We start from the raw sequence: 18,150 nt of genomic DNA, 5'->3' as shown, positions 1-18,150 counted from the left end.
ACCGCGCCTCCCGCCACTGGCCGGGAGGCGCGGTCGTCGGCGCCGGTCAGTAGCCGACGGTGAAGCGGCGCTGCACGAAGCGCGGCAGCTCCGCCTCGTCGACCAGGGCGACAGCGGCGTCCTCCGCCGAGATCCGGCTGCGCCCGTCCGCGTCGACCACCGGCTGGTCGCCACCGATCCGGAACCGGCCGGTGCGCTCGCCGGGGGCGATGTCCTGCGCGGGGCTGAAGTACGTCCAGAGCCGATTGGACTGGCGCAGGACGTTCAGGGCGTCCCGGCCTCCGCGCACGGCGGCGGCGTACTCCTCCGGGAGTCCGAGTGCGGCGAGGATCCCGTGCAGGCGCTCGTCGGAGTCGGCCAGCACCAGCCCCGGCTCGATCTCCAGGCTGCCCGCTCCGCCGATGACGATCAGCCTGGTCCGGGGGTGACTCTCCAGGGCCTTCACCAGGGCCCGCGCGACGGTGGCGTGGACCGTCGGGTCGGCGATCGAGCGGCGCACGGTGTCCGCGATGTCGCGGGCGCCGTTCCCGGGCTGGAACCCGCTGATCAGCACGTCCAGGCCGGGCAGGACGCCGGCGACGCCGGCCGCGTCGAGGACGTCGACGCTCTTCCAGGTGACGTTCGCCCGGGCCTCCTCGATCCGGGTGGCGTCCCGGCTGAAGGCGGTGACGTGGTGCCCCCGGCCGAGGGCTTCGGCGACGACGCGGCTGCCGATGGTGCCCGTGGCCCCGATCACTCCGATGTGCATGGCTCTCCCCTGTCTCATGCTGCGGCCCGGCTCATGCTGCTGCCTCATGCTGCCGCACTTGCGAACGCCGGTTGTTCACGGCGTAGCAAAACTATACGGCGTGCAGTTTTGATACGGCAACCAGCACGGAGACGCTGTAGAGCCGCGCGGTAGAGTGACGGCGTGGCAAGCACAGACGCGGGAGAGACCGGCACCGGAACCCCTGACACGACGACCGCGGGCGCGGGACGGACCACGGGGCGCCGCGAGCGGCTGCGGGCCGAGACCACCGCCGAGATCAAGAAGGTCGCGCTGGAGCTGATGGCATCGGGCGGCCCCGACGCGATCACGCTGCGGGCCATCGCCCGCGAGATGGGCATGACGGCCAACGCCATCTACGGGTACTTCGCCACCCGCGACGACCTGGTCACCACGCTGATCGACAACGTCTACAGCTCACTGGCCGACGCCGTGGAGGCCGCTTGGGCGGCCGCCCCCACCGGGGACCCGGCGGCCCGGATCCGGGCCTGGGCCGACGCCTTCCGGGACTGGGCCCTGGCCAACCCCGAGGGCTTCCGCCTCGTCTACGGCGACCCCGTCCCCGGCTACCGGTCCCCCGAGGGCGGCGCCGCCCCGGACGCCGCCCACCGGGTCTGCACCGGCATCACCGCACTCGCGGCCGAGGCCTGGCCGTACGCCGAACCCCGGTACTGCGACAGCGAGTTCGCGTGGTCCGACTTCGACCCCGGCCTGCTCGACAAGGTCCGCCCGGCCTTCCCCGACCTGCCCCCCGCCGCCGTGGCACTCGCCCTGCGGACCTGGAGCCACCTGCACGGCCTGGTGTCACTGGAGATCTACGGCCACCTGCGGACCCAGACCCTCAGCCCCGGGAAGCTCTTCCGCGAGGAACTGACCCAGCTCGTCCGCTCCCTGGGCATCCCCCCGCAGGGGTGACCCTCACGGGTCGCGGCACCGCTCCGCCCCACCGATCCGCACCAGAGGACAGGACTCCACCCGGTGGACGACGGGAACCACGACGGGCTCGGCACCTACTGGGACCCGCTGCCCACCGCCCGGCGACTGCTCACCGACCAGCCGCACCTGGACCGGTTCAGCGGCCACTGGGACGAGCGCAACTGGCGCAACGTCCCGGGCCCGTTCTACGGCGCCGACACCGACAGCCTGCAACTGGGCCGCCGCGACGCACCCTTCCACCTCGCCCACGACGACGACCACGGCCCGTTCTCCGGCCGGGAGTTCGTCTACCGCCAACCGGTGGGCGCGGCACAGACGCGGGACCTGCTGGACGGCTGCACCCTCGGCCACGGCGGCTTCGCGATGGACGGCGACGACCACTGGACCGTCCCGGCCGTGCGCGAGTGGTGGCAGGAGCGCGGGCGGGTACGCGAATGGGCCGTCGAAGCGGCCGACCGCTGGTCGCGCGCTCGTGGCGAGCACCGCGAGCACTACCGGGACGCCGCCGGCGGCCTGCGCGACTACATCGCCCACCTCGATCACGGTCTGGAGGAGTACCTGCGCGGCTACCTCCTCTGGCTCGCCGAGCGCCGCCCGCGCCGCCCAGGCGAGTCGCTGCCCCTTCTGGAGCGGCCCCGGCCTGGTGCGACCCTGCCCCCGACCGTCGGCACGGCACCGACACCCGCACCCGCACCCGGGGCAGGAGCCACGGCCGGGGAGCCGGTGCTCGCCAGCTACTTCGTGGCGGTCCCCGAACCGGTGACCGGCTCGGGCCTGCCCCGGACGAAGCTGCTGACCACGGCGTCCGACTGCCTGATCGACCGGCTGCCGCAGGACGGCTGCTGGTTCCCCACCGCGCAGGACGCCCTGGCGGCCTGCGCACCGCTCGACGTACCGGCGGCGGCCCGGCTCCTCGCCCTGCTGGTACCGGCCGGCCATGCCGCCGCCCTCGCCACCGACATCCGCGCGGCAGACGGCCACGAACCGGTCCTGCTCGCACGACTCGACGGCCGGGCCGACGACCCCGACGACCCGGCCACACCCGAGCGCGGGCACCAACTCGGCTGGGAGGTGCTCGGCTACGACCACGGCCTGCTGCACAGCTGGCTCTGCAACGACCTGTACCGGGAAGCCGTGCACGCCCTCGGCGTCGACACCGACGACCGCGGACTGCTCTCCGGCCGGGAAGCGGCCGAGCGCGTCGCCACCTGGGCCAACGGCCTCGGCGACACCAAACCCGTCACCTGGTTCCCGGCCGCCCTCGTCGAATGGAACGCCCCGATCGAGACCCACTTCGAGCCGATCACGACCGAAGCACCCCGCCCGCCCCGGCCATGGTGGCAGCGCTTCACTGCCGGATGAAAGACTCGGTCCGGTCTGGGTACTGCTGCTCCGCTCCCCGGGGATGGCCGGTGCCGACGGCGCGGGCGAACTCCGGTGGGTGGCATTTCGCTGGTACTGCGTCACCGCCGAATTACTGTGTGTTCCGCCGGGAGTGGATATGACGCCCAGTCATCGGAATGTCACGCATTTCCCCGAACGGATACCGGACCCTCTTCTACGGGCGGCCGGCGGTAGTCGGTTCATCACGCATCGCTTTCGCTCCGCCCGGCAATTGCCGGGCGGAGCGCGGTCCGCCGCATTTCGCCCGGCCGGGGTGGCCGGTTCCGGTGGGCGGGCTCAGACGTCCAGCCCGGCCTCGATGCGCTTGAGGCTGTGCCGGGCGAGTGCCAGGTTGGCCCGCGAGCGGTCCAGGGCCAGGTAGAGGAAGAGCGAACCACGCGCGCCCGCAAGGGGCCTGATCAGGTGGTACTGGCCGCCGAGGGTGATCAGGATGTCCTCGATGACATCGTCGATCGACAGCGCCGCCATGGCCCTCAGCTTCGCCCGGACGACCTCGGTGTTGCTGGCGGCCGCGACCTCCAGATCGAGCTGCTGGTTCCCCCCGAGATGCCCGAGCGACATACCGCTCTCGTAGTCGACCAGGGCCACGCCGATGGCGCCCTCGATGCCCATCGCGTCCGTGAGTGCGCTGTCAATGTTCATGGCCTGTTCGTCCTTTGCGTGCCATCCGGGCGGAACCCCCGTGTGCAGGAAACAAAGTAGCAAGAAGGTCATCAGGTGTGGCCACCGCACGGAAATGGTGAAATAAAGTACGCTGCCAGCGGTTCAGAAAGCGAAGGGGTACCGGTGCACGCGCTCGAAGCTTCCCTCTCCGATGTGCTCGACTCCCCCGGAGTGGTCGGCGCCGCGCTCGTCGACGCCGTCACGGGCCTCACCTATCGGTCCGCCGGGGAGCACCGACTGCTCGGGACCGGAGCCGAACTCGCCGAGCTGGCCAACCTGATCGGCGAACGGCTGTGCGAGGCCGGGGCGGAGGGCGAGTTGGAGAGCCTGGTGGTCACCAGCACCCGCCACCACCACGTCGTCCAGGTGGTCCCCCGGCAGGGCGACCCGCTGCTGCTGGCCACCGTGCTGGACCGCGGGCAGACCAACCTCGCTCTGGCGATCCGCCAGAGCACCGACCGGGCAAGGGGTCTACTGGCATGACGGGCCGTCTCCACGACCCGGCCGCACCCGCGTCCCCACTCGTGTCTCCCGCCGCACGCAACGTGCCCGCCCTCCTGCTGACGCTGCGCCAGGGCGAGTTCACCGGCTCGGTCACCGTCTCCAGCGCGCCGGGCGGCACCATCCACCTGGAGCGGGGGCTGGTCACCGCGATCGAGACGCCCGGGGCCCCGACCGTCGAGACCCTGCTGCTGAAGTCGCGGCGCGTCGGCGAGGCGGACTGGTCCGCCGCCGAGACGGCCGCCGCCGCCAACGCCCAAGGCCTCACCGGCCTCCAGGGCGGCGACCTCGGCGCGGCACTGGTGGCCCAGGGGTCGATCGGCGCCGCCGAACTCGAACTGGTCTGCGCGGCCGCCGCCTTCGACGGCGCCTTCGCCCTGGTCCTGAGCCCGCCCGGCAGTTGGGAGGTGGCCGAAGCGGCCGCCCCCGCCAGGATCGCGCTGCGCCCCGGCATCGAGCCGCACCGGCTGTTCGAGGAAACCGGCCGGCGGGTGGCCCTGTTGACCCGCCTCTGGGGGCCGCCCGGACAGCTCGCCCGCAGCCGGATCCGCCCGGCCACCCCGGCCGGGTCGACGGCCCCGCGGATCCCGGACCGCTACCGGGAGATCCTGGTCGCCGCCACCGGGCGGCGCACCGCGCGCGACATCGGGTTCGCCCTCGGGCGCGGACTGTTCGCCGTGCTGCTCGACCTCGCCCGGATGGACGCCCGGCAGCTGCTCCACCGCGAGCCGGTGGTCCCGCCCGCCGCCGTGCCGAGCGTGGCGCCGCGCGCGCCGCACACCGGCCCGCCGCCGGCCACGACCGGGCCGCTGCCCCGCCGGGTCCCCGTGCGGCGCGGCCCGGAGGTCCTGGACGGACCGGCCGCGGCCGGCGGGCTCACCCGCCTGCCCACCCGCCCCGAGGGCCCGGCTGCCGTCTCCGGCCAGCCATCGAACGTTCACCGCGCCGAGCGGACCGAGAAGACCGAAGAGACCGAGAAGAGCGCACCATGAGCAGCCAGACGTCATCCGCAGCACTCGTCGACGAGTTGAAGTCCCTCCGTGACCGGGTCGTGGGCATCTCCGAGAGCGTCATCTCGACCGCCGACGGCCTGCTCGTGGCCGCCGACACGGCCGCCGTCCATCCCGAGTCGGCCTCCGCGCTGTCCGCCGCCATGCTCGGCCTCGGCCGGCGCACCGCCGCCGAGGTCGGCCTGGGCGGCCTGCGCGACGTGGTCACCCGCTGCAACGGCGGCTACGTCGTGGTGCTGGCGATCGGTGAGCAGGCGCTGCTGATGATCCTGGGCGACGAGGGCATGGACGTCGCCGGTCTGCACCGCGAGGCTCCCGCCACGATCCAGCGGCTGGGCGAGCTCCTCGGACTGGTCCCGACGCGCTAGGCCCCGGACCGGGGCCACCGACGCGGCCCGGGTCGCCGACGGGGGCCCGGACCGGGGCTACCGGCGCGGGCCGTAGTCCCAGTAGTGGTCGGGGTAGTCGCCGCACGGGTACTGCATCAGCGGCGCCTGCGGAGCGGTACTGCGGTAGGTGACGGCGAGGCACTGGTGGCTGTTGTCGTTGACGAACCGCATGCCGCGCGGCCACTTCTCGATCTTCCAGGACTGCCCGGGGCTGCTCCGGCACTCCGACTGGACCACCTCGGCGGTGGCCCGGGTACTGGAGTCCCGGACGGACAGACAGAGGGCGCTGTTGTAGCTGACGATCCGGTAGTAGGTGTCGCCGTCCGGGTCCGTGTAGGCCTTCTGCGCCTCCCAGAAGTGGTCGGGGAAGTCCCCGCAGGGGTACTGCTGGACCTCCCGGCCGTCCTCCCGGGTGCCCCCGGGCGTGGCGATGCACTGCTGGCTGTTCCCGTTCCTGATCTCCACCGATCCCGTCGGCGGAACCACCGGGGCGCCGCCGAGCCGGCCGGGTGCCGGGACCTCCGCCGTCGGTGCGGAGCTGGCGGGCGCCGAGGGCGTACCGGCGGGCGTGGCCTCGGCCGAGGGGACGGCGGGCTCCGGCGGCTGGCCGGCTCCCGTACTCCGAGCGGCCGTCCCGCCCGGTTCGGGTGCCACCGGAGCGGACGGCAGCGGTACCGGCGGTGCGGTCGGCGTCCCGCCGGACCGGTCGGGCGCACTGCTCGGGGTGGCAGGAGCGGAGGGGGTCGACGAGACCGGCCCCGTACCCGGAGCCGGTGCCGAGGGGCTCCCGGCCGCCGGTGAGGGGGCGCCGGAGCCCGGCCTGCCCCAGGCGCCGGCCGCCTGCGGGACGGCGTCGAAGGGTCCGTGCGCCGCCGCGCCCAGGCGGACGCCCACCAACACCCCGGCCAGCACCAGGATCCCGGCCAGCACCGCCCCCGTCGCCCCGACGACCGCCCCCGCCCCGGCCGTACGGCGCCATCGCGCACCCGTGGGCCCGCCGCGCGGCGGGCCGAGGACGGTCGCACCGATCGCGACCTCGCGGGTCGGGCCGGTCGGGCCGCGCCGGCCGTGGTCCACAACCCGGACCAGCTCCCCCCGGACGATCCGGGGCCCGGCCGGGACGAGAGCCATCCCGCGCACCTCCCGGTACTGGTCGGCCAGCGCCTCCCGCACCCCCACGAGGTCGGCCTCCAGCCGCCGCAGCACCGGCAGGTGCGCGTCCACCCCGTGGCTCGCCGGCTCCGCCCCGACCCCTGACCGCTCCTGGTCGACCAGGAGCCCGACGGCCTCCTGCTCCCGGCCGGCCGTGTGCCGCGCCTCACGGGCGCTCTCCCTGATGCGCCGTACCTCGGCCAGACACCAGGTCGCCTCCCGCAGCCTGACCTGCCGGACCTGCCGGACCTGCCGGTCTTGCCGGTCTTGCCGGTCTTGCCGGTCTTGCCGGAGCGGCGCTGCCACCGGGTCGGTCGTGGCACCTTCCGGGTCGTCGGTACCGCCGACACCATCTGCACCACCGGCACCACCGGCCAGCTCACTCCGCAGCTCGGCCACGATCGCGACCAGCACACGAATCAGGCCCTCCGCCTCCGCCATGCCCTCCTCGGCCTGCCGCTGCGCGTCCCGGGCCCGGTCCAGCGCCTGCTGCGCGGCCGACCGCCGGGCCGCGGGCGGCTGGATCCCCTCGGCCGCCCGGGTGGCCTGCTCGTGCAGCTGGGCGGCCCGGGCCAGCAGCGCCGCCCGGGCCCGCGGGTCCTCCACCTGGTCGTGGACCAGCCGTTGGAGCAGGTGCCACGGGATGTCCTTCTCCGCGGAGCGGTACGCGCTCCAGCTCGTCCGACCGGCGGGGTAGCGCTGGGCGAGCCTGCGGAGGGTCACCCCCGAGGTCACCTCCCGCACGAACCGTGCCAGGGCGTCCGCCTGTTCGGTCTCCCCCTTCAGGCGCCCCTGCGGGCGTCCAGCACTACCCACCTCTTGCCCCCTCCCGTGTACGCGGACGATCCGGGCTGTCCGCCGCTCGGTCGGCCCTCGGCCGATTCCTCGTAGCCGGACAATCCAACATGGCGCGCCGTGGGACCTCCACCGGTTCTTCGGACAACTTCCCGGTTCCGTCAGTACACCACCGGGCCGGGTGCGAGGACTGAACTTCTGACGGCAAGACACTCCCTGAGCACCCGCCAGGTGGCGGCCGACCGCTCCCGCGCAGCTGTCCGTCGATGGCGACCGGCACCGTCGCCCCCTCCACCCGGGCCGCAGGCCCTCCGGTAGTCTCCGCTGTCAACGGCCGGGCGCGGCGCGGCCGGGAGGCGGACCGTGGCGACAACGTACGGAGTGGGCATGACCGGTGAGGTCGTAGTCGTCGGTGGCGGGGTCATGGGGTCGTCGGCGGCCTGGCACCTGGCGGCGCGGGGCCGGCGGGTGACGCTCCTGGAGCGGTTCGCCCCGGGGCACGACCGCGGCAGCTCGCACGGCAGTTCACGGATCTTCCGGCTGGCCTACCCGGAGCCCGAGTACGTCGCCCTCGCCGTACGGGCGCTGCCGCTGTGGCGGCGGCTGGAGGAGGAGACGGGCACCGCCCTCCTGGAGCTCACCGGGGCGGTGGACCACGGCCCGGCCGCCGCGACCTCGGCCCTGCACGCCGCGCTGGCCGCCGCCGGGCGGCCCGCCGAGCTGCTCGACCCGGCGCGGGTGGCCGAGCGGTGGCCGGGATTGCGGGCCGACACCTCCGCGCTGTTCCACCCCGAGGCCGGGCGGCTGCACGCCGACCACGCGGTGGCGGCGTTCCAGCGGGCGGCCGCGGCGCACGGGGCCGAGGTCCGGCACGGCGTCCGGATCGCCCGGATCGCCGTACGCGGCGGCGGGAGCGGCGGCGGGGGCAACGGCGGCGCAGGCGTCGAGCTGGTGACCACCGAGGAGGAGGTGATCCTCGCCGAGCAGGTCGTGGTGGCGGTCGGCGGGTGGGCGCCGGGCCTGCTGTCGGGGCTCGTGCCCGGGCTGCCGCCGATGCGGGTGACCGAGGAGCGGCCGGTGCACTTCCCGGCCGCCGCACCGCTGGACTGGCCGAGCTTCATCCACCACGGCGGGGCGCAACTGGTCTCGGACGTCGGCGTGTACGGCCTCGGGAGCGTCGACGGCATCAAGGTCGGCTTCCACGGCGTCGGCCCGGTCATCGACCCGGACCACCGCGCGGACGGCCCCGACCCGCGCGCGGTGGAGCGGGTACGGGCGTACGCGCGGCGCTGGCTGCCGGGCGTCGACCACACCGCGCCGACCGCCACCACCTGCCTGTACACCACCACCCCGGACCACGACTTCGTGGTCGACCGGCGGGGCCCGGTGACGGTCCTGGCCGGCTTCTCCGGGCACGGGTTCAAGTTCGCGTCGGTGCTCGGCGCCCTCGCCGCGGACCTGGTCGAGGGCCGCCCGGCCGCGCGCCGCTTCGCCCTCGGGGCCGGCCGGGGGCGCTGACCGCCCGCACCGGAGCGGCCGACTCAGCCGCGGCCGTCCTCGGCCGCCTCCGCCCGCTCCCGGGCCGCCATCACGTCCTCGCCGTGCTCGAAGGCCCAGGCGCCGAACGCCTCGACCGGCTCCAGCAGCGTCCGCCCCAGCCCGGTGAGGGTGTACTCCACGTGCGGCGGCGACCCGGCGTACGCGCGGCGCTCCACCAGCCCGTTGAACTGGAGCCGGCGCAGCGTCTCCGTGAGGACCTTGGGGCTGATGCCACCGATCCGCTCGCGCAGTTCGCCGGGCCGTGCGGGACCGTCGCGCAGCGCCCACACCACGACGGCGTTCCAGGTGTTGGCGAGCAGATCGAAGGCGAGCCGGGCTCGGCAGTCGGCGAGGAAGCCGTGGTCGGTGGTCACTTACCAGATGGTGCCCCAGCGGTTTCGTAGTGTCGTCCCGATTCTGAAGGACGGGTCACGACAGAGGGGTTGAGCATGATGAGGATCGGGATCGTCGGCACCGGAACGATGGCGCGGGCGCTGGGTGAGCAGTGGGCGCGGGCCGGCCACGAGGTGCTGGTGGGCGGGCGGGACGCGGACCGCGCCGGCGCCCTCGCCGACCGGATCGGCGCACGGGCGGGGACCGCGCGGGAGGCGGCCGAGCACGGCCGGGACGCGGTGCTGCTGGCCGTGCCGTACGCGGCGGCGGTCGGCGTGGTGTCCGGTCTGGCCGGCGCTCTGCGGGGCAGGGCACTGATCGACTGCACCAACCCGGTGGCCCCGGGCTTCGTCCTCGAAACCCGGGGCGGCCCCTCGGCCGCCGAGCGCATCGCGGCCGCGGCGCCCGGCGCCTCCGTGGTCAAGGCGTTCAACCTCTGCCACGAGAGCGTGTGGCGCAGGACGCCGCCGGTCTTCGACGGACGCCCGCTCGCGGTGCCGCTCTGCGGTGACGACGCGTCGGCCCTGGAGACCGTACGGGGCCTCGTCCGCGACGTCGGCTGCACACCGGTCGACGGGGGCGGCCTCGACCGGGCGGGCCTGCTGGAGGCGACGGCGGCGTTCCTGATCGGTCTGTGGGTCGGCGAGGGCGCGGACGCCCAGGCGATCGCCCCACCGCTGGCGTACGCGGGGGGCCGGCCCTCCTGATCCGCGCGCGGGCCGGACCGGCCGCCGCGTGGTCGCCGGGGGACGTGCCGGCCCTCGGTGACCACGTGGTGGCCGGGTGCTCGGACCCCGCGCGGGTCACCGGTCCTTGAACTCCTCGATGGCCGCCCGGGAGGCCTCGGCCATCGCCTCGCTCCCGACGTGCCCGGAGTCCTCGAAGATGTGGAGCCGCGCGTCCGGCCACACCTTCGCCAGCGCCCACGCCGTCTCCACCGGGCTCCCCATGTCGTGCCGGCCGTGCACCAGCACCCCCGGGATCCCGGCCAGCCGGTGGGCGTCGCGCAGCAGTTGGTCCTCCTCCAGCCAGGCACCGTTGCTGAAGTAGTGGGCGCAGATCCGTACGAAGGCGATCTGCTCGTCGACCTCGCGGTCGCTGTACATCCCCGGGATGCCGTTGGGCTCGTTCGAGACGACGGCGTCCTCCCAGGCGAGCCAGTCGGCGGCGGCCTTCGCGCGGACGGACCGGTCGGGGTTCTCCATCAGCCGGGCGTAGGCCGCGAGCAGGTCGCCGTCCCGCTCGCCCTCCGGGACGCCGTCGCGGAACCGGTCCCAGGCCTCGGGCTGGAACCGTCCGGCGCCCCGGTAGAGCCAGTCGGTCTCGGCGGGGCGGGTCATCGTCACCGCCTGGATGACGATCCCGGTGACCCGCTCCGGGTGTCGCTGCGCGTAGGCCAGCGCGAGCGTGGAGCCCCAGGACGCGCCGCTCAGCAACCACCTTTCGACACCGAGGTGTTCGCGCAGTCGCTCGATGTCGTCGATGAGGTGCCGGGTGGTGTTCAGGCGCATGTCCGCCGCCGGGTCGCTCGCGTGCGGGGTGCTGCGGCCGCAGTTGCGCTGGTCGAAGCGGATGAGCCGGTAGCGCTCCGGGTCCCAGGCCCGCGTCGGCCGGCGCGGGGCACCCGCCCCCGGGCCGCCGTGGACGGAGAGGGCGGGCTTGCCTTCGGGGTTGCCGAGCTCCTCGTAGTAGATCCGGTTGCCGTCCCCGGTGTCGAGGAAGCCGTGGCTGTACGGGTGGGTGGGAGCGTAGAGGTCGACCATGGCCGCCGATCCTACGGGAGCGGGCGTGCTCGAACCAGGCCGTGACGGAGGCCGGTTGGGCGGCTCGCCGCATGTCGGCAGGACGTTCGGCGGAGCCGCCAGGGGCCCCGTCCCGCTACGCGCCCTCCCGGGTCAGGACGGCGGGCGGGGGCGCCGGGGCGGGGTCGGTGAGGAGTCGGGCGGTGAGGGCGTACTGGGTGAGGGCGCCGGCGAGCAGGACGGCGACGCCGCCGACGGCGTCCAGCACCCAGTGGTTGGCGGTGGCCACCACCACGAGGAAGGTGAGCAGCGGGTAGACCGCCGCCAGGGGTGCCAGCCGGCGGTGGCCGACGGTGGTGATGACGACCAGGGCGCACCAGCAGGACCAGGCGATGTGCAGCGACGGCATCGCCGCGTACTGGTTGGAGAGCGAGGTGAGCACGCCGAGCGGGGCCTCGCCGGGGATGCCGGACGGGTCCTCCCGCAGGTTGAGCCCCGGGACGAGCCGGGGCGGGGCGAGCGGGTAGCCCCAGAAGCCGACCAGCGCCAGGCCGGTCGCGGCGAACAGGACGGTCCGGGCCGTGCGGTAGCGGTCCGGGTGCCAGACGTAGAGCCAGACCAGCACGCCGAGCGGCACCACGAAGTGCAGCACCTTGTAGTACCCCTGGGCCGCGTCAAGCAGCCAGTCACCGGTCCGCAGGGCCCAGGCGTTGACGACCGGCTCGATGTCCACGTGCAGCAGCTGTTCCAGCCGGAAGACGCTGCGGGCGTGGCCGGTGGCGGTGGCGACGCGCTCGGGCGCGACGTTGCGGATGTAGGAGTAGACGCCGTAGCCGACCTGAACGAAGAGCAGCTCCAGCACCGGGTTCGGGCGGGAGACCGGCCGCAGCGGAGCCGTCAGCAGGGGGATCCAGGGCAGCGCGGGACGCCGCCGCGGGGGCGGGCCGGGGGCGCGGCGCAGGTGCCAGAGCGGGTCGTCGCGCGCCAGGAACGGCAGGGCGGCGGCCGCGGCGAGGGCGACCAGGGTGGGGGCCTTGCGCAGCAGCAGGCCGCTGACCGGTTCGATCTCCGGGTCGAGCAGCGTGCTGGGCAGCAGCGCGACGGTGACCGCGATGACCGGCCAGAGCGCGCGGGCTTCGGGCCGGCGGCCGAGCCGGCCGGTGGCGGCGAGCAGCAGCCACCCGAGGTGGCCCGGCCCGGCCACCGGTGCGGCGACCAGGGTGGCGCAGCCGAGCACGCCGACCGCCAGCAGCGGCTGGCCGTCCCGCGCGTAGCCGCCGGAGCGGCGGACGGCGAGCAGCACGGCGGTGACGGTGACCGCCAGCCAGCCGACCAGCAGCGCCGGGCCGTGCAGGCCGAGCCGGAGCAGCACGCCGAGGGCGGTCTGGTCGGACGGGTCGCCGGTGACGGCCGGGGCGTCGAAGCGGCGCCAGAAGCGTGCGGCGCGGTCCGGGTCGGCGATCAGGACGGTGCCCTGCACCAGGGCGGCCACCGCGAGGGCGGTCAGGGCGGCGGACGCGGGGACGGCGCGCCGGCGCGGGAGGGCGACGGCGAAGAGGGCCAGGACGGGGTGGAACGCGATCGCCAGGCCGAGCGCGAACCCGGCCCGGCGGTTCGGGCCGCGCGGCAGCACGTCGAGCAGCACCAGGGCGGTGCCGGCGAGGCCGACCACGGCGTCCACGGGGTGGCCCCGCTGTTCGGCGCTGATCAGCAGGGTGGCGGCCGCGACCGGGGCGACGGCGGCCGGGGCGGGCAGGTCCGGGGGCGGGTGGCGGGCGACCAGGGTGCCGGTCACGGCCACCGCGGCGACGGCGGTGAGCACCAGGCCGACCCGGGTCGCGGTGGCGGGCCAGCTGCCGAGCAGCAGCGGGAGGAGGGGCCGGTCGACGGCCTCGTCGCCGAGGGACGTCCAGGTGACGACCGCGGCCGCGGCGAGGGCGAGCACCAGGCAGGTGGTGGTGAGGAGGGCGGCCGGGGGGTGCCGGGTGGGCGCTCCGGGCGCCGGCCTGCTCGCGCCCATCCCGCTCCTCCCGTCGCGCCGCCGCGCCCCGGGCCGGTCCGCCGGTCGGGTCGCCTTCCTGCCGACTCTCGGGGGTCGGCGGCCGCCCCGCACGCCGGACGGCGCCGCGTGGGGGACGGCCCGGGCGGCGGGGGCCCCGACGGCGGGCGACGGCCCACCCCTACCGCTCACCCGTGCGGCGGACGGCGGCTCCCGGCCCGGTGCTCCGCGAGGGCCTGCCACACCTTGCCCCGCAGGAACGGTGCCTCGGTGAAGCGGATGCCGGTGGTGTCGCGTAGCGCGTTGGGGGAAGGCCGGCGGCACGGGGTTGGATGCTGGGTGCCGCCGCCGAGGAAGGCATCCCCCGGCTGCCACACCCCGCGACGGCGGGCGTCCGCTCAACTCATCGTGGCGTCGCAAGAGCAAGCCATGCGGCCCGACCGGGCCGTCGCTGCCCCGGGCATACCGTCCCCGCCCCGGGCGGCCTCGGCCGCCGGCTCAGTAGACGTCCCGGACGTAGCGCTTGTCGCTCGCCAGCTGCCGGACGTACGCGGCGGCGGCCTCCTCGTCCAGGCCGCCGTGGGCGGCGACGATCTCGCGCAGGGCCAGGTCGACGTCCTTGGCCATCCGGCCCGCGTCGCCGCAGACGTAGAAGTGCGCGCCGTCCTGGAGCCAGCGCCACAGGCGCGGGCCGTGCTCGCGCATCCGGTCCTGGACGTAGACCTTGTTGCGCTGGTCGCGCGAGAAGGCCACGTCCAGGCGGTCCAGGTGGCCGGCGGCGCGGAAGGCCGCCAGGTCCTCCCGGTAGTAGAAGTCGGTGGCTTCGCGCTGCTCGCCGAAGAAGAGCCAGTTGGGGCCGGTGTGGCCGCGGGCCTGCCGGTCCTCCAGGAATCCGATGAACGGCGCGACCCCGGTCCCGGGGCCCACCATGATCATCGGCGTTGCCGGGCCGGCGGGCGGGCGAAAGTGCGGGGAGCGCTGCACGAACACCGGCACCGGGCCGTCGTCGGCGCAGTCGGCGAGGTAGGTGGAGCAGACGCCGCCGCGGTCGCGGCCGAGGTCGTTGGTGTAGCGGACGACGGACACCGTGAGCCGGACCTCACCGGGGTGGGCCAGGGGGCTGGAGGAGATCGAGTACAGGCGGGGCTGGAGCCGCTTGAGCACTCCGACCCACTCGGCGGCGGTGGCGCGCAGGGGGAAGGCGCCGACCACGTCGGCGGCCTGCCGGCCCCAGCTCCACTTGGCCAGCTCGCCCTTGTTGTCGGGGCGCAGCAGCCGCTTCAGGACGCGGTCGCCGGTGCGGTCGGCGACGAACCCGAGCAGGTCCGGGGTGAGGCGGGCGATGTCGAGGCGGGTCCGCAGCGCCTCCCCCAGCGGGAGGTCGTCGCCGTCGGCCAGCCGGACGTGCTCCTCGGGGTCCAGGCCCGTCAGGGCGAGCCATTCGGCGACCAGTCCGGCGCCGTTGGCCGGCCACACGCCGAGGGCGTCGCCGGCCTCGTAGGCGAGTTCGCCGCCGCGGGTGTCGAAGGCGAACTGCCGCACCTCCTTCTGCGATCCGGGAAGGCTGAGCAGACGGTTGCCGACCAGCAGGGTCGGGAAGGGGGCCGCTCTGGTGAAACCGCCCGGTGTGGCGCCCGGTGTGGCGGCCGGGGTGGCGGGCACGGGCACGGGCACGGCGGGAACAGCGGGCGCCGACGCCCGCTCCACCGGCGCCACGAGCGTGCCGGTGACCTGGTCGAGCCACTGCCCGGCGGGCCCGTCGTCGTCGGCCTCGCAGTCGGTCCGCGCGTGCAGGCGGGTCGCGCCCAGCTCGGCGAAGCGCTCGTCCAGCCGGCGGCCGTGACCGCAGAAGTCGTCGTAGCTGGAGTCGCCGAACGCCAGGACGGCGTAGCGCACGCCCTCCAGGCGCGGGGCGTCCGGGGCGGTGAGGCCCTGCCAGAAGTCGGCGCCGTTGTCGGGCGCCTCCCCGTCGCCGAAGGTGCTGGTGACGACGAGCACGTCGGTACCGGCGGTGAGCCGCCGGGGGGTGGTGTCGGCCATCGCGAGCAGGGTCGGGGCGCGGCCCGCCCCGGCCAGGCGGGCCGCGGCGGCGGCGGCGAACTCCTCGGCGTTGCCGGTCTGCGAGGCCCACAGGACGAGCAGTTCCCGGGTCGGCGCGGCGGGCTCGGCGCCGGCCGCCCCCGGCGCGGCCGGGACAGCCGGCCCGGGCGCGCCGGGGGCGCCCCGGGAGAACATGCCCGCCAGCACCCCGTCCACCCAGAGCGCCGTCGCCGGGGCGAACGGCGCTCCCGCCGGGAGCACCGGAACGGCGCCGGACGGCGCCGTGGCGGTGGCCGCGACGTACCCGGAGAGGTATCCGGACAGGTAGCGGCGCTCCGGTTCGGCGAGCACCGGCGGGGCGAGGTCGGCGAGGCCGAAGAGCGCGGTCAGGGCGGAGACGGCGTCGGACGCGCCCCCGGGCGCGGCCGGCACGGGCAGCACGGCGAGGGGCGGCCGCCCCGTCCCCGCACTCGGGTCTGCGGTCACCGGCACGGGCGCGGTCTCCTCGGAGGTCGGGGCGGGCACCACGCGCAGCGCCACGGCGCAGGCCTTGAACTCGGGCTGGAAGGAGACCGGGTCGACGGCGTCGTTGGTGACGGCGTTGATGCCGAGGTACTCGCCGAAGAGGTCGTTCCAGTGGAACGGCGCGAAGCAGTTCCCGGGGCGGACCCGGTCGGTGACGACGGCGGGCAGCACGGCGCGGCCGCGGCGGGAGGCGACCTCGATGCGGTCGCCCTGCCCGGCGCCCATCGCGGCGGCGTCGTCGGGGTGGAGCTCGACGAACGGGCCGGGGTCGAGCTTGTTGAGCTTGGCCACCTTGCCGGTCTTGGTGAGGGTGTGCCACTGGTGCTGGAGGCGGCCGGTGCTGAGGACGAACGGGTAGTCGTCGTCCGGGAGTTCGGCGGCGGGCAGGTGCGGGCGGCCGAAGAACCGGGCGCGGCCGGTGGGGGTGGGGAACGCGAGTCGGGGTCTGCTCCCGTCGGCGCGCTCCAGCAGGGTCTGGCTGACGCCGTCGTTGAGGTACCGGATCGGGTTGCGGTCGGGGCCGTCCGCGGCGGGCGCCGGCCACTGGACGGGCGTCTCGCGCAGCCGCGGGTAGCTGACGCCGCGCAGGTCCCAGCCGGTCGCCGGGTTCCAGGCGCGCTTGAGCTCCTCGAAGACCTCCTCGGCGCTCGTGTAGCCGAAGGCGTCGGCGTAGCCCAGCTCGCAGGCGACCCGGGCGATCAGCTGCCAGTCGGGCAGGGCCTGCCCGGGCGGGTCGACCACGCCCTCGACCAGGGTGAGGTTCCGCTCCGAGTTGATCATGACGCCGTCGGACTCGGCCCAGAGCGTGGCGGGCAGCAGCACGTCGGCGTAGGCGTTGGTCTCGGTCTCCGTGAACACGTCCTGGGTGATGACCAGTTCGGCGGCCTCCAGGGCGGCGATGACGGTCTTGCGGTTGGCGACCGAGGCGACCGGGTTGGTGCAGATGATCCAGCAGGCCTTGATCTCGCCGGCGGCCATCCGCTCGAACATCTCCACCGTGCCGCGCCCGGCCTCGGTCCGCAGCGTGCCGGCCTCGACGCCCCAGAGCTCCTCGACGAAGGCCCGCTCCTGCGCCACCAGGACGGAGCGCTGGCCGGGCAGGCCGGGGCCCAGGTACCCCATCTCGCGGCCGCCCATCGCGTTGGGCTGGCCGGTGAGCGAGAACGGACCGGAGCCCGGGCGGCAGATCGCGCCGGTGGCCAGGTGCAGGTTGATCAGGGCGTTGGTGTTCCAGGTGCCGTGGGTGGACTGGTTGAGGCCCATCGTCCAGCAGCTCATCCACTCCCCCGCCTCGCCGATCCACCGCGCGGCCTGCCGGATGTCCGCCTCGGGTATCCCGGTGACCTCGGCGACCTTCGCGGGCGGGTAGTCCGCCAGGAAGGCGGGCATCTCCTCCCAGCCCTCGGTGAACTCCGCGACGAACGCCTCGTCGGTGTGCCCGTTCTCGACCAGCAGACGCAGCAGTCCGTTCAGCAGGGCGAGGTCGGTGCCCGGCCTGATCTGCAGGAAGAGGTCGGCCTTCGCGGCGGTGGCGGTGCGCCGCGGGTCGACGACGATCAGCTTCGCCCCGGCCGCCTTGACCCGGTCCATCATCCGCAGGAACAGGATCGGGTGGCAGTCGGCCATGTTGGCGCCGATGACGAGGAACGCGTCCGCGTGGTCGAAGTCCCGGTAGGAGCCGGGCGGCCCGTCCGCGCCCAGCGAGAGCTTGTAGCCGGAGCCCGCGGAGGCCATGCACAGGCGGGAGTTGGACTCGATCCGGCTGGTCCGCACGAACCCCTTGGCGAGCTTGTTCGCCAGGTACTGCGCCTCCAGGGACATCTGCCCGGAGACGTAGAGGGCGAGCGCGTCGGGGCCGTGCTCGTCCAGGATCGCCCGCAGCCGCCCGGCCACCGCCGTGATCGCCTCGTCGACGTCCACCGGGACGGGTTCGGCGCCGCGCCCGGCGCGGATCAGCGCGGTGGCGGCCCGCCCGGAGGCGGCCATCATCTCGGCACTGGTCGCGCCCTTGGTGCAGAGCCGCCCGGCGTTCGTCGGGTGGCTCTTGTCCCCCGACACCTTGGCGACGGTGCGCCTGCCGGTGGCGGCGTCCCGGCCGATGTCGAGCACGACGCCGCAGCCGACGCCGCAGTACGAGCAGACCGTCCGTACGCTGTCCGCCTTCGAAGCCGGCATCGTCACCGAGACTCCCTCCCCAGGGATCACGCGGTGGGAAGGTCCCACGATCGTGACCCTAGGAAGAGCGCATTACCGCCTCGTCACAGCGCCTGTTTCGCGAGGTTAACCGGACCGCACG

At 75.0% G+C, this 18,150-nt stretch carries 14 protein-coding genes; 7 read left to right on the top strand and 7 right to left on the bottom strand.

The features are described from left to right. Positions 1-46 precede the first annotated feature (46 nt). Positions 47-748, bottom strand: coding sequence for an NAD(P)-dependent oxidoreductase (locus tag ACFWA9_RS20885; protein ID WP_380388801.1), 702 nt, complete (start codon positions 746-748; stop codon positions 47-49). Positions 749-910: 162 nt separating this feature from the next. On the opposite strand from ACFWA9_RS20885, the gene ACFWA9_RS20880 reads away from it, so the two are divergent. Together ACFWA9_RS20880 and ACFWA9_RS20875 are read left to right on the top strand one after the other, a co-directional pair. Next, a complete protein-coding gene (locus ACFWA9_RS20880) occupies positions 911-1,681 on the top strand; it encodes a TetR/AcrR family transcriptional regulator (RefSeq protein WP_380388799.1) in 771 nt (256 codons plus the stop codon). 63 nt (positions 1,682-1,744) lie between these two features. Then, positions 1,745-3,064: a hypothetical protein gene (locus ACFWA9_RS20875; protein WP_380388797.1), complete on the top strand. Its 1,320-nt coding sequence runs from the start codon at positions 1,745-1,747 to the stop codon at positions 3,062-3,064. Between the two features lie 318 nt (positions 3,065-3,382). Here the strand turns inward: ACFWA9_RS20875 and ACFWA9_RS20870 are convergent, their stop codons facing one another. Then, positions 3,383-3,748 carry a hypothetical protein gene (locus ACFWA9_RS20870; protein WP_329485690.1) on the bottom strand — a complete coding sequence of 122 codons (366 nt, stop codon included), beginning with the start codon at positions 3,746-3,748 and terminating at the stop codon, positions 3,383-3,385. Between the two features lie 144 nt (positions 3,749-3,892). Between ACFWA9_RS20870 and ACFWA9_RS20865 the strand changes: the two genes are divergently transcribed. From ACFWA9_RS20865 to ACFWA9_RS20855, 3 genes are read left to right on the top strand one after another with little or no spacing between them, the layout of a single operon-like run. Continuing rightward, positions 3,893-4,252, top strand: a complete 360-nt coding sequence (locus ACFWA9_RS20865; RefSeq protein WP_380388795.1) for a hypothetical protein — start codon at positions 3,893-3,895, stop codon at positions 4,250-4,252. Continuing rightward, on the top strand, positions 4,249-5,262 hold the full coding sequence (locus ACFWA9_RS20860) for a hypothetical protein (RefSeq protein ID WP_380388794.1): 1,014 nt from the start codon (positions 4,249-4,251) through the stop codon (positions 5,260-5,262). Before ACFWA9_RS20865 ends, ACFWA9_RS20860 begins: the two co-directional genes overlap by 4 nt. Continuing rightward, positions 5,259-5,648, top strand: coding sequence for a roadblock/LC7 domain-containing protein (locus tag ACFWA9_RS20855; protein ID WP_352287895.1), 390 nt, complete (start codon positions 5,259-5,261; stop codon positions 5,646-5,648). Before ACFWA9_RS20860 ends, ACFWA9_RS20855 begins: the two co-directional genes overlap by 4 nt. A 57-nt stretch (positions 5,649-5,705) precedes the next feature. Here the strand turns inward: ACFWA9_RS20855 and ACFWA9_RS20850 are convergent, their stop codons facing one another. After that, positions 5,706-7,544, bottom strand: coding sequence for an RICIN domain-containing protein (locus ACFWA9_RS20850; protein WP_380388792.1), 1,839 nt, complete (start codon positions 7,542-7,544; stop codon positions 5,706-5,708). 459 nt (positions 7,545-8,003) lie between these two features. On the opposite strand from ACFWA9_RS20850, the gene ACFWA9_RS20845 reads away from it, so the two are divergent. Then, positions 8,004-9,134: an FAD-dependent oxidoreductase gene (locus ACFWA9_RS20845; RefSeq protein ID WP_380388790.1), complete on the top strand. Its 1,131-nt coding sequence runs from the start codon at positions 8,004-8,006 to the stop codon at positions 9,132-9,134. Positions 9,135-9,157: 23 nt separating this feature from the next. Here the strand turns inward: ACFWA9_RS20845 and ACFWA9_RS20840 are convergent, their stop codons facing one another. Next, a complete protein-coding gene (locus ACFWA9_RS20840) occupies positions 9,158-9,529 on the bottom strand; it encodes a winged helix-turn-helix transcriptional regulator (RefSeq protein ID WP_380388788.1) in 372 nt (123 codons plus the stop codon). 78 nt (positions 9,530-9,607) lie between these two features. Between ACFWA9_RS20840 and ACFWA9_RS20835 the strand changes: the two genes are divergently transcribed. Then, positions 9,608-10,255 (top strand): NADPH-dependent F420 reductase, encoded by a 648-nt coding sequence (locus ACFWA9_RS20835; protein ID WP_380388803.1) that lies wholly within the window; start codon positions 9,608-9,610, stop codon positions 10,253-10,255. 96 nt (positions 10,256-10,351) lie between these two features. Here ACFWA9_RS20835 and pip read toward each other — a convergent pair whose 3' ends face one another. The 3 genes from pip to ACFWA9_RS20820 all read right to left on the bottom strand — a co-directional run bounded on the left by pip (position 10,352) and on the right by ACFWA9_RS20820 (position 18,029). Continuing rightward, a complete protein-coding gene (gene pip / locus ACFWA9_RS20830; protein ID WP_380388786.1) occupies positions 10,352-11,311 on the bottom strand; it encodes a prolyl aminopeptidase in 960 nt (319 codons plus the stop codon). 115 nt (positions 11,312-11,426) lie between these two features. Continuing rightward, a complete protein-coding gene (locus ACFWA9_RS20825; protein WP_380388784.1) occupies positions 11,427-13,310 on the bottom strand; it encodes a phosphatase PAP2 family protein in 1,884 nt (627 codons plus the stop codon). A gap of 477 nt (positions 13,311-13,787) precedes the next feature. Continuing rightward, positions 13,788-18,029, bottom strand: coding sequence for a molybdopterin-dependent oxidoreductase (locus tag ACFWA9_RS20820; RefSeq protein WP_380388782.1), 4,242 nt, complete (start codon positions 18,027-18,029; stop codon positions 13,788-13,790). Positions 18,030-18,150: the final 121 nt, after the last annotated feature.

It is taken from the genome of Kitasatospora sp. NPDC059973 (assembly GCF_042737525.1).
In the GTDB taxonomy this organism is placed as follows: Bacteria; Actinomycetota; Actinomycetes; order Streptomycetales; family Streptomycetaceae; genus Kitasatospora.
Note: the sequence above shows the minus strand (reverse complement) of the source record. Positions and strands in the feature narration are given on the sequence as shown.

Excerpts from the sequence above, each read along its gene's own strand:
- ACFWA9_RS20870 (WP_329485690.1), bottom strand. The coding sequence starts at position 3,748 with ATGAACATTGACAGCGCACTCACGGACGCGATGGGCATCGAGGGCGCC.
- ACFWA9_RS20885 (WP_380388801.1), bottom strand. The coding sequence starts at position 748 with ATGCACATCGGAGTGATCGGGGCCACGGGCACCATCGGCAGCCGCGTC.
- pip (WP_380388786.1), bottom strand. The coding sequence starts at position 11,311 with ATGGTCGACCTCTACGCTCCCACCCACCCGTACAGCCACGGCTTCCTC.
- ACFWA9_RS20860 (WP_380388794.1), top strand. The coding sequence starts at position 4,249 with ATGACGGGCCGTCTCCACGACCCGGCCGCACCCGCGTCCCCACTCGTG.
- ACFWA9_RS20845 (WP_380388790.1), top strand. The coding sequence starts at position 8,004 with ATGACCGGTGAGGTCGTAGTCGTCGGTGGCGGGGTCATGGGGTCGTCG.
- ACFWA9_RS20820 (WP_380388782.1), bottom strand. The coding sequence starts at position 18,029 with ATGCCGGCTTCGAAGGCGGACAGCGTACGGACGGTCTGCTCGTACTGC.
- ACFWA9_RS20835 (WP_380388803.1), top strand. The coding sequence starts at position 9,608 with ATGAGGATCGGGATCGTCGGCACCGGAACGATGGCGCGGGCGCTGGGT.
- ACFWA9_RS20855 (WP_352287895.1), top strand. The coding sequence starts at position 5,259 with ATGAGCAGCCAGACGTCATCCGCAGCACTCGTCGACGAGTTGAAGTCC.
- ACFWA9_RS20825 (WP_380388784.1), bottom strand. The coding sequence starts at position 13,310 with ATGGGCGCGAGCAGGCCGGCGCCCGGAGCGCCCACCCGGCACCCCCCG.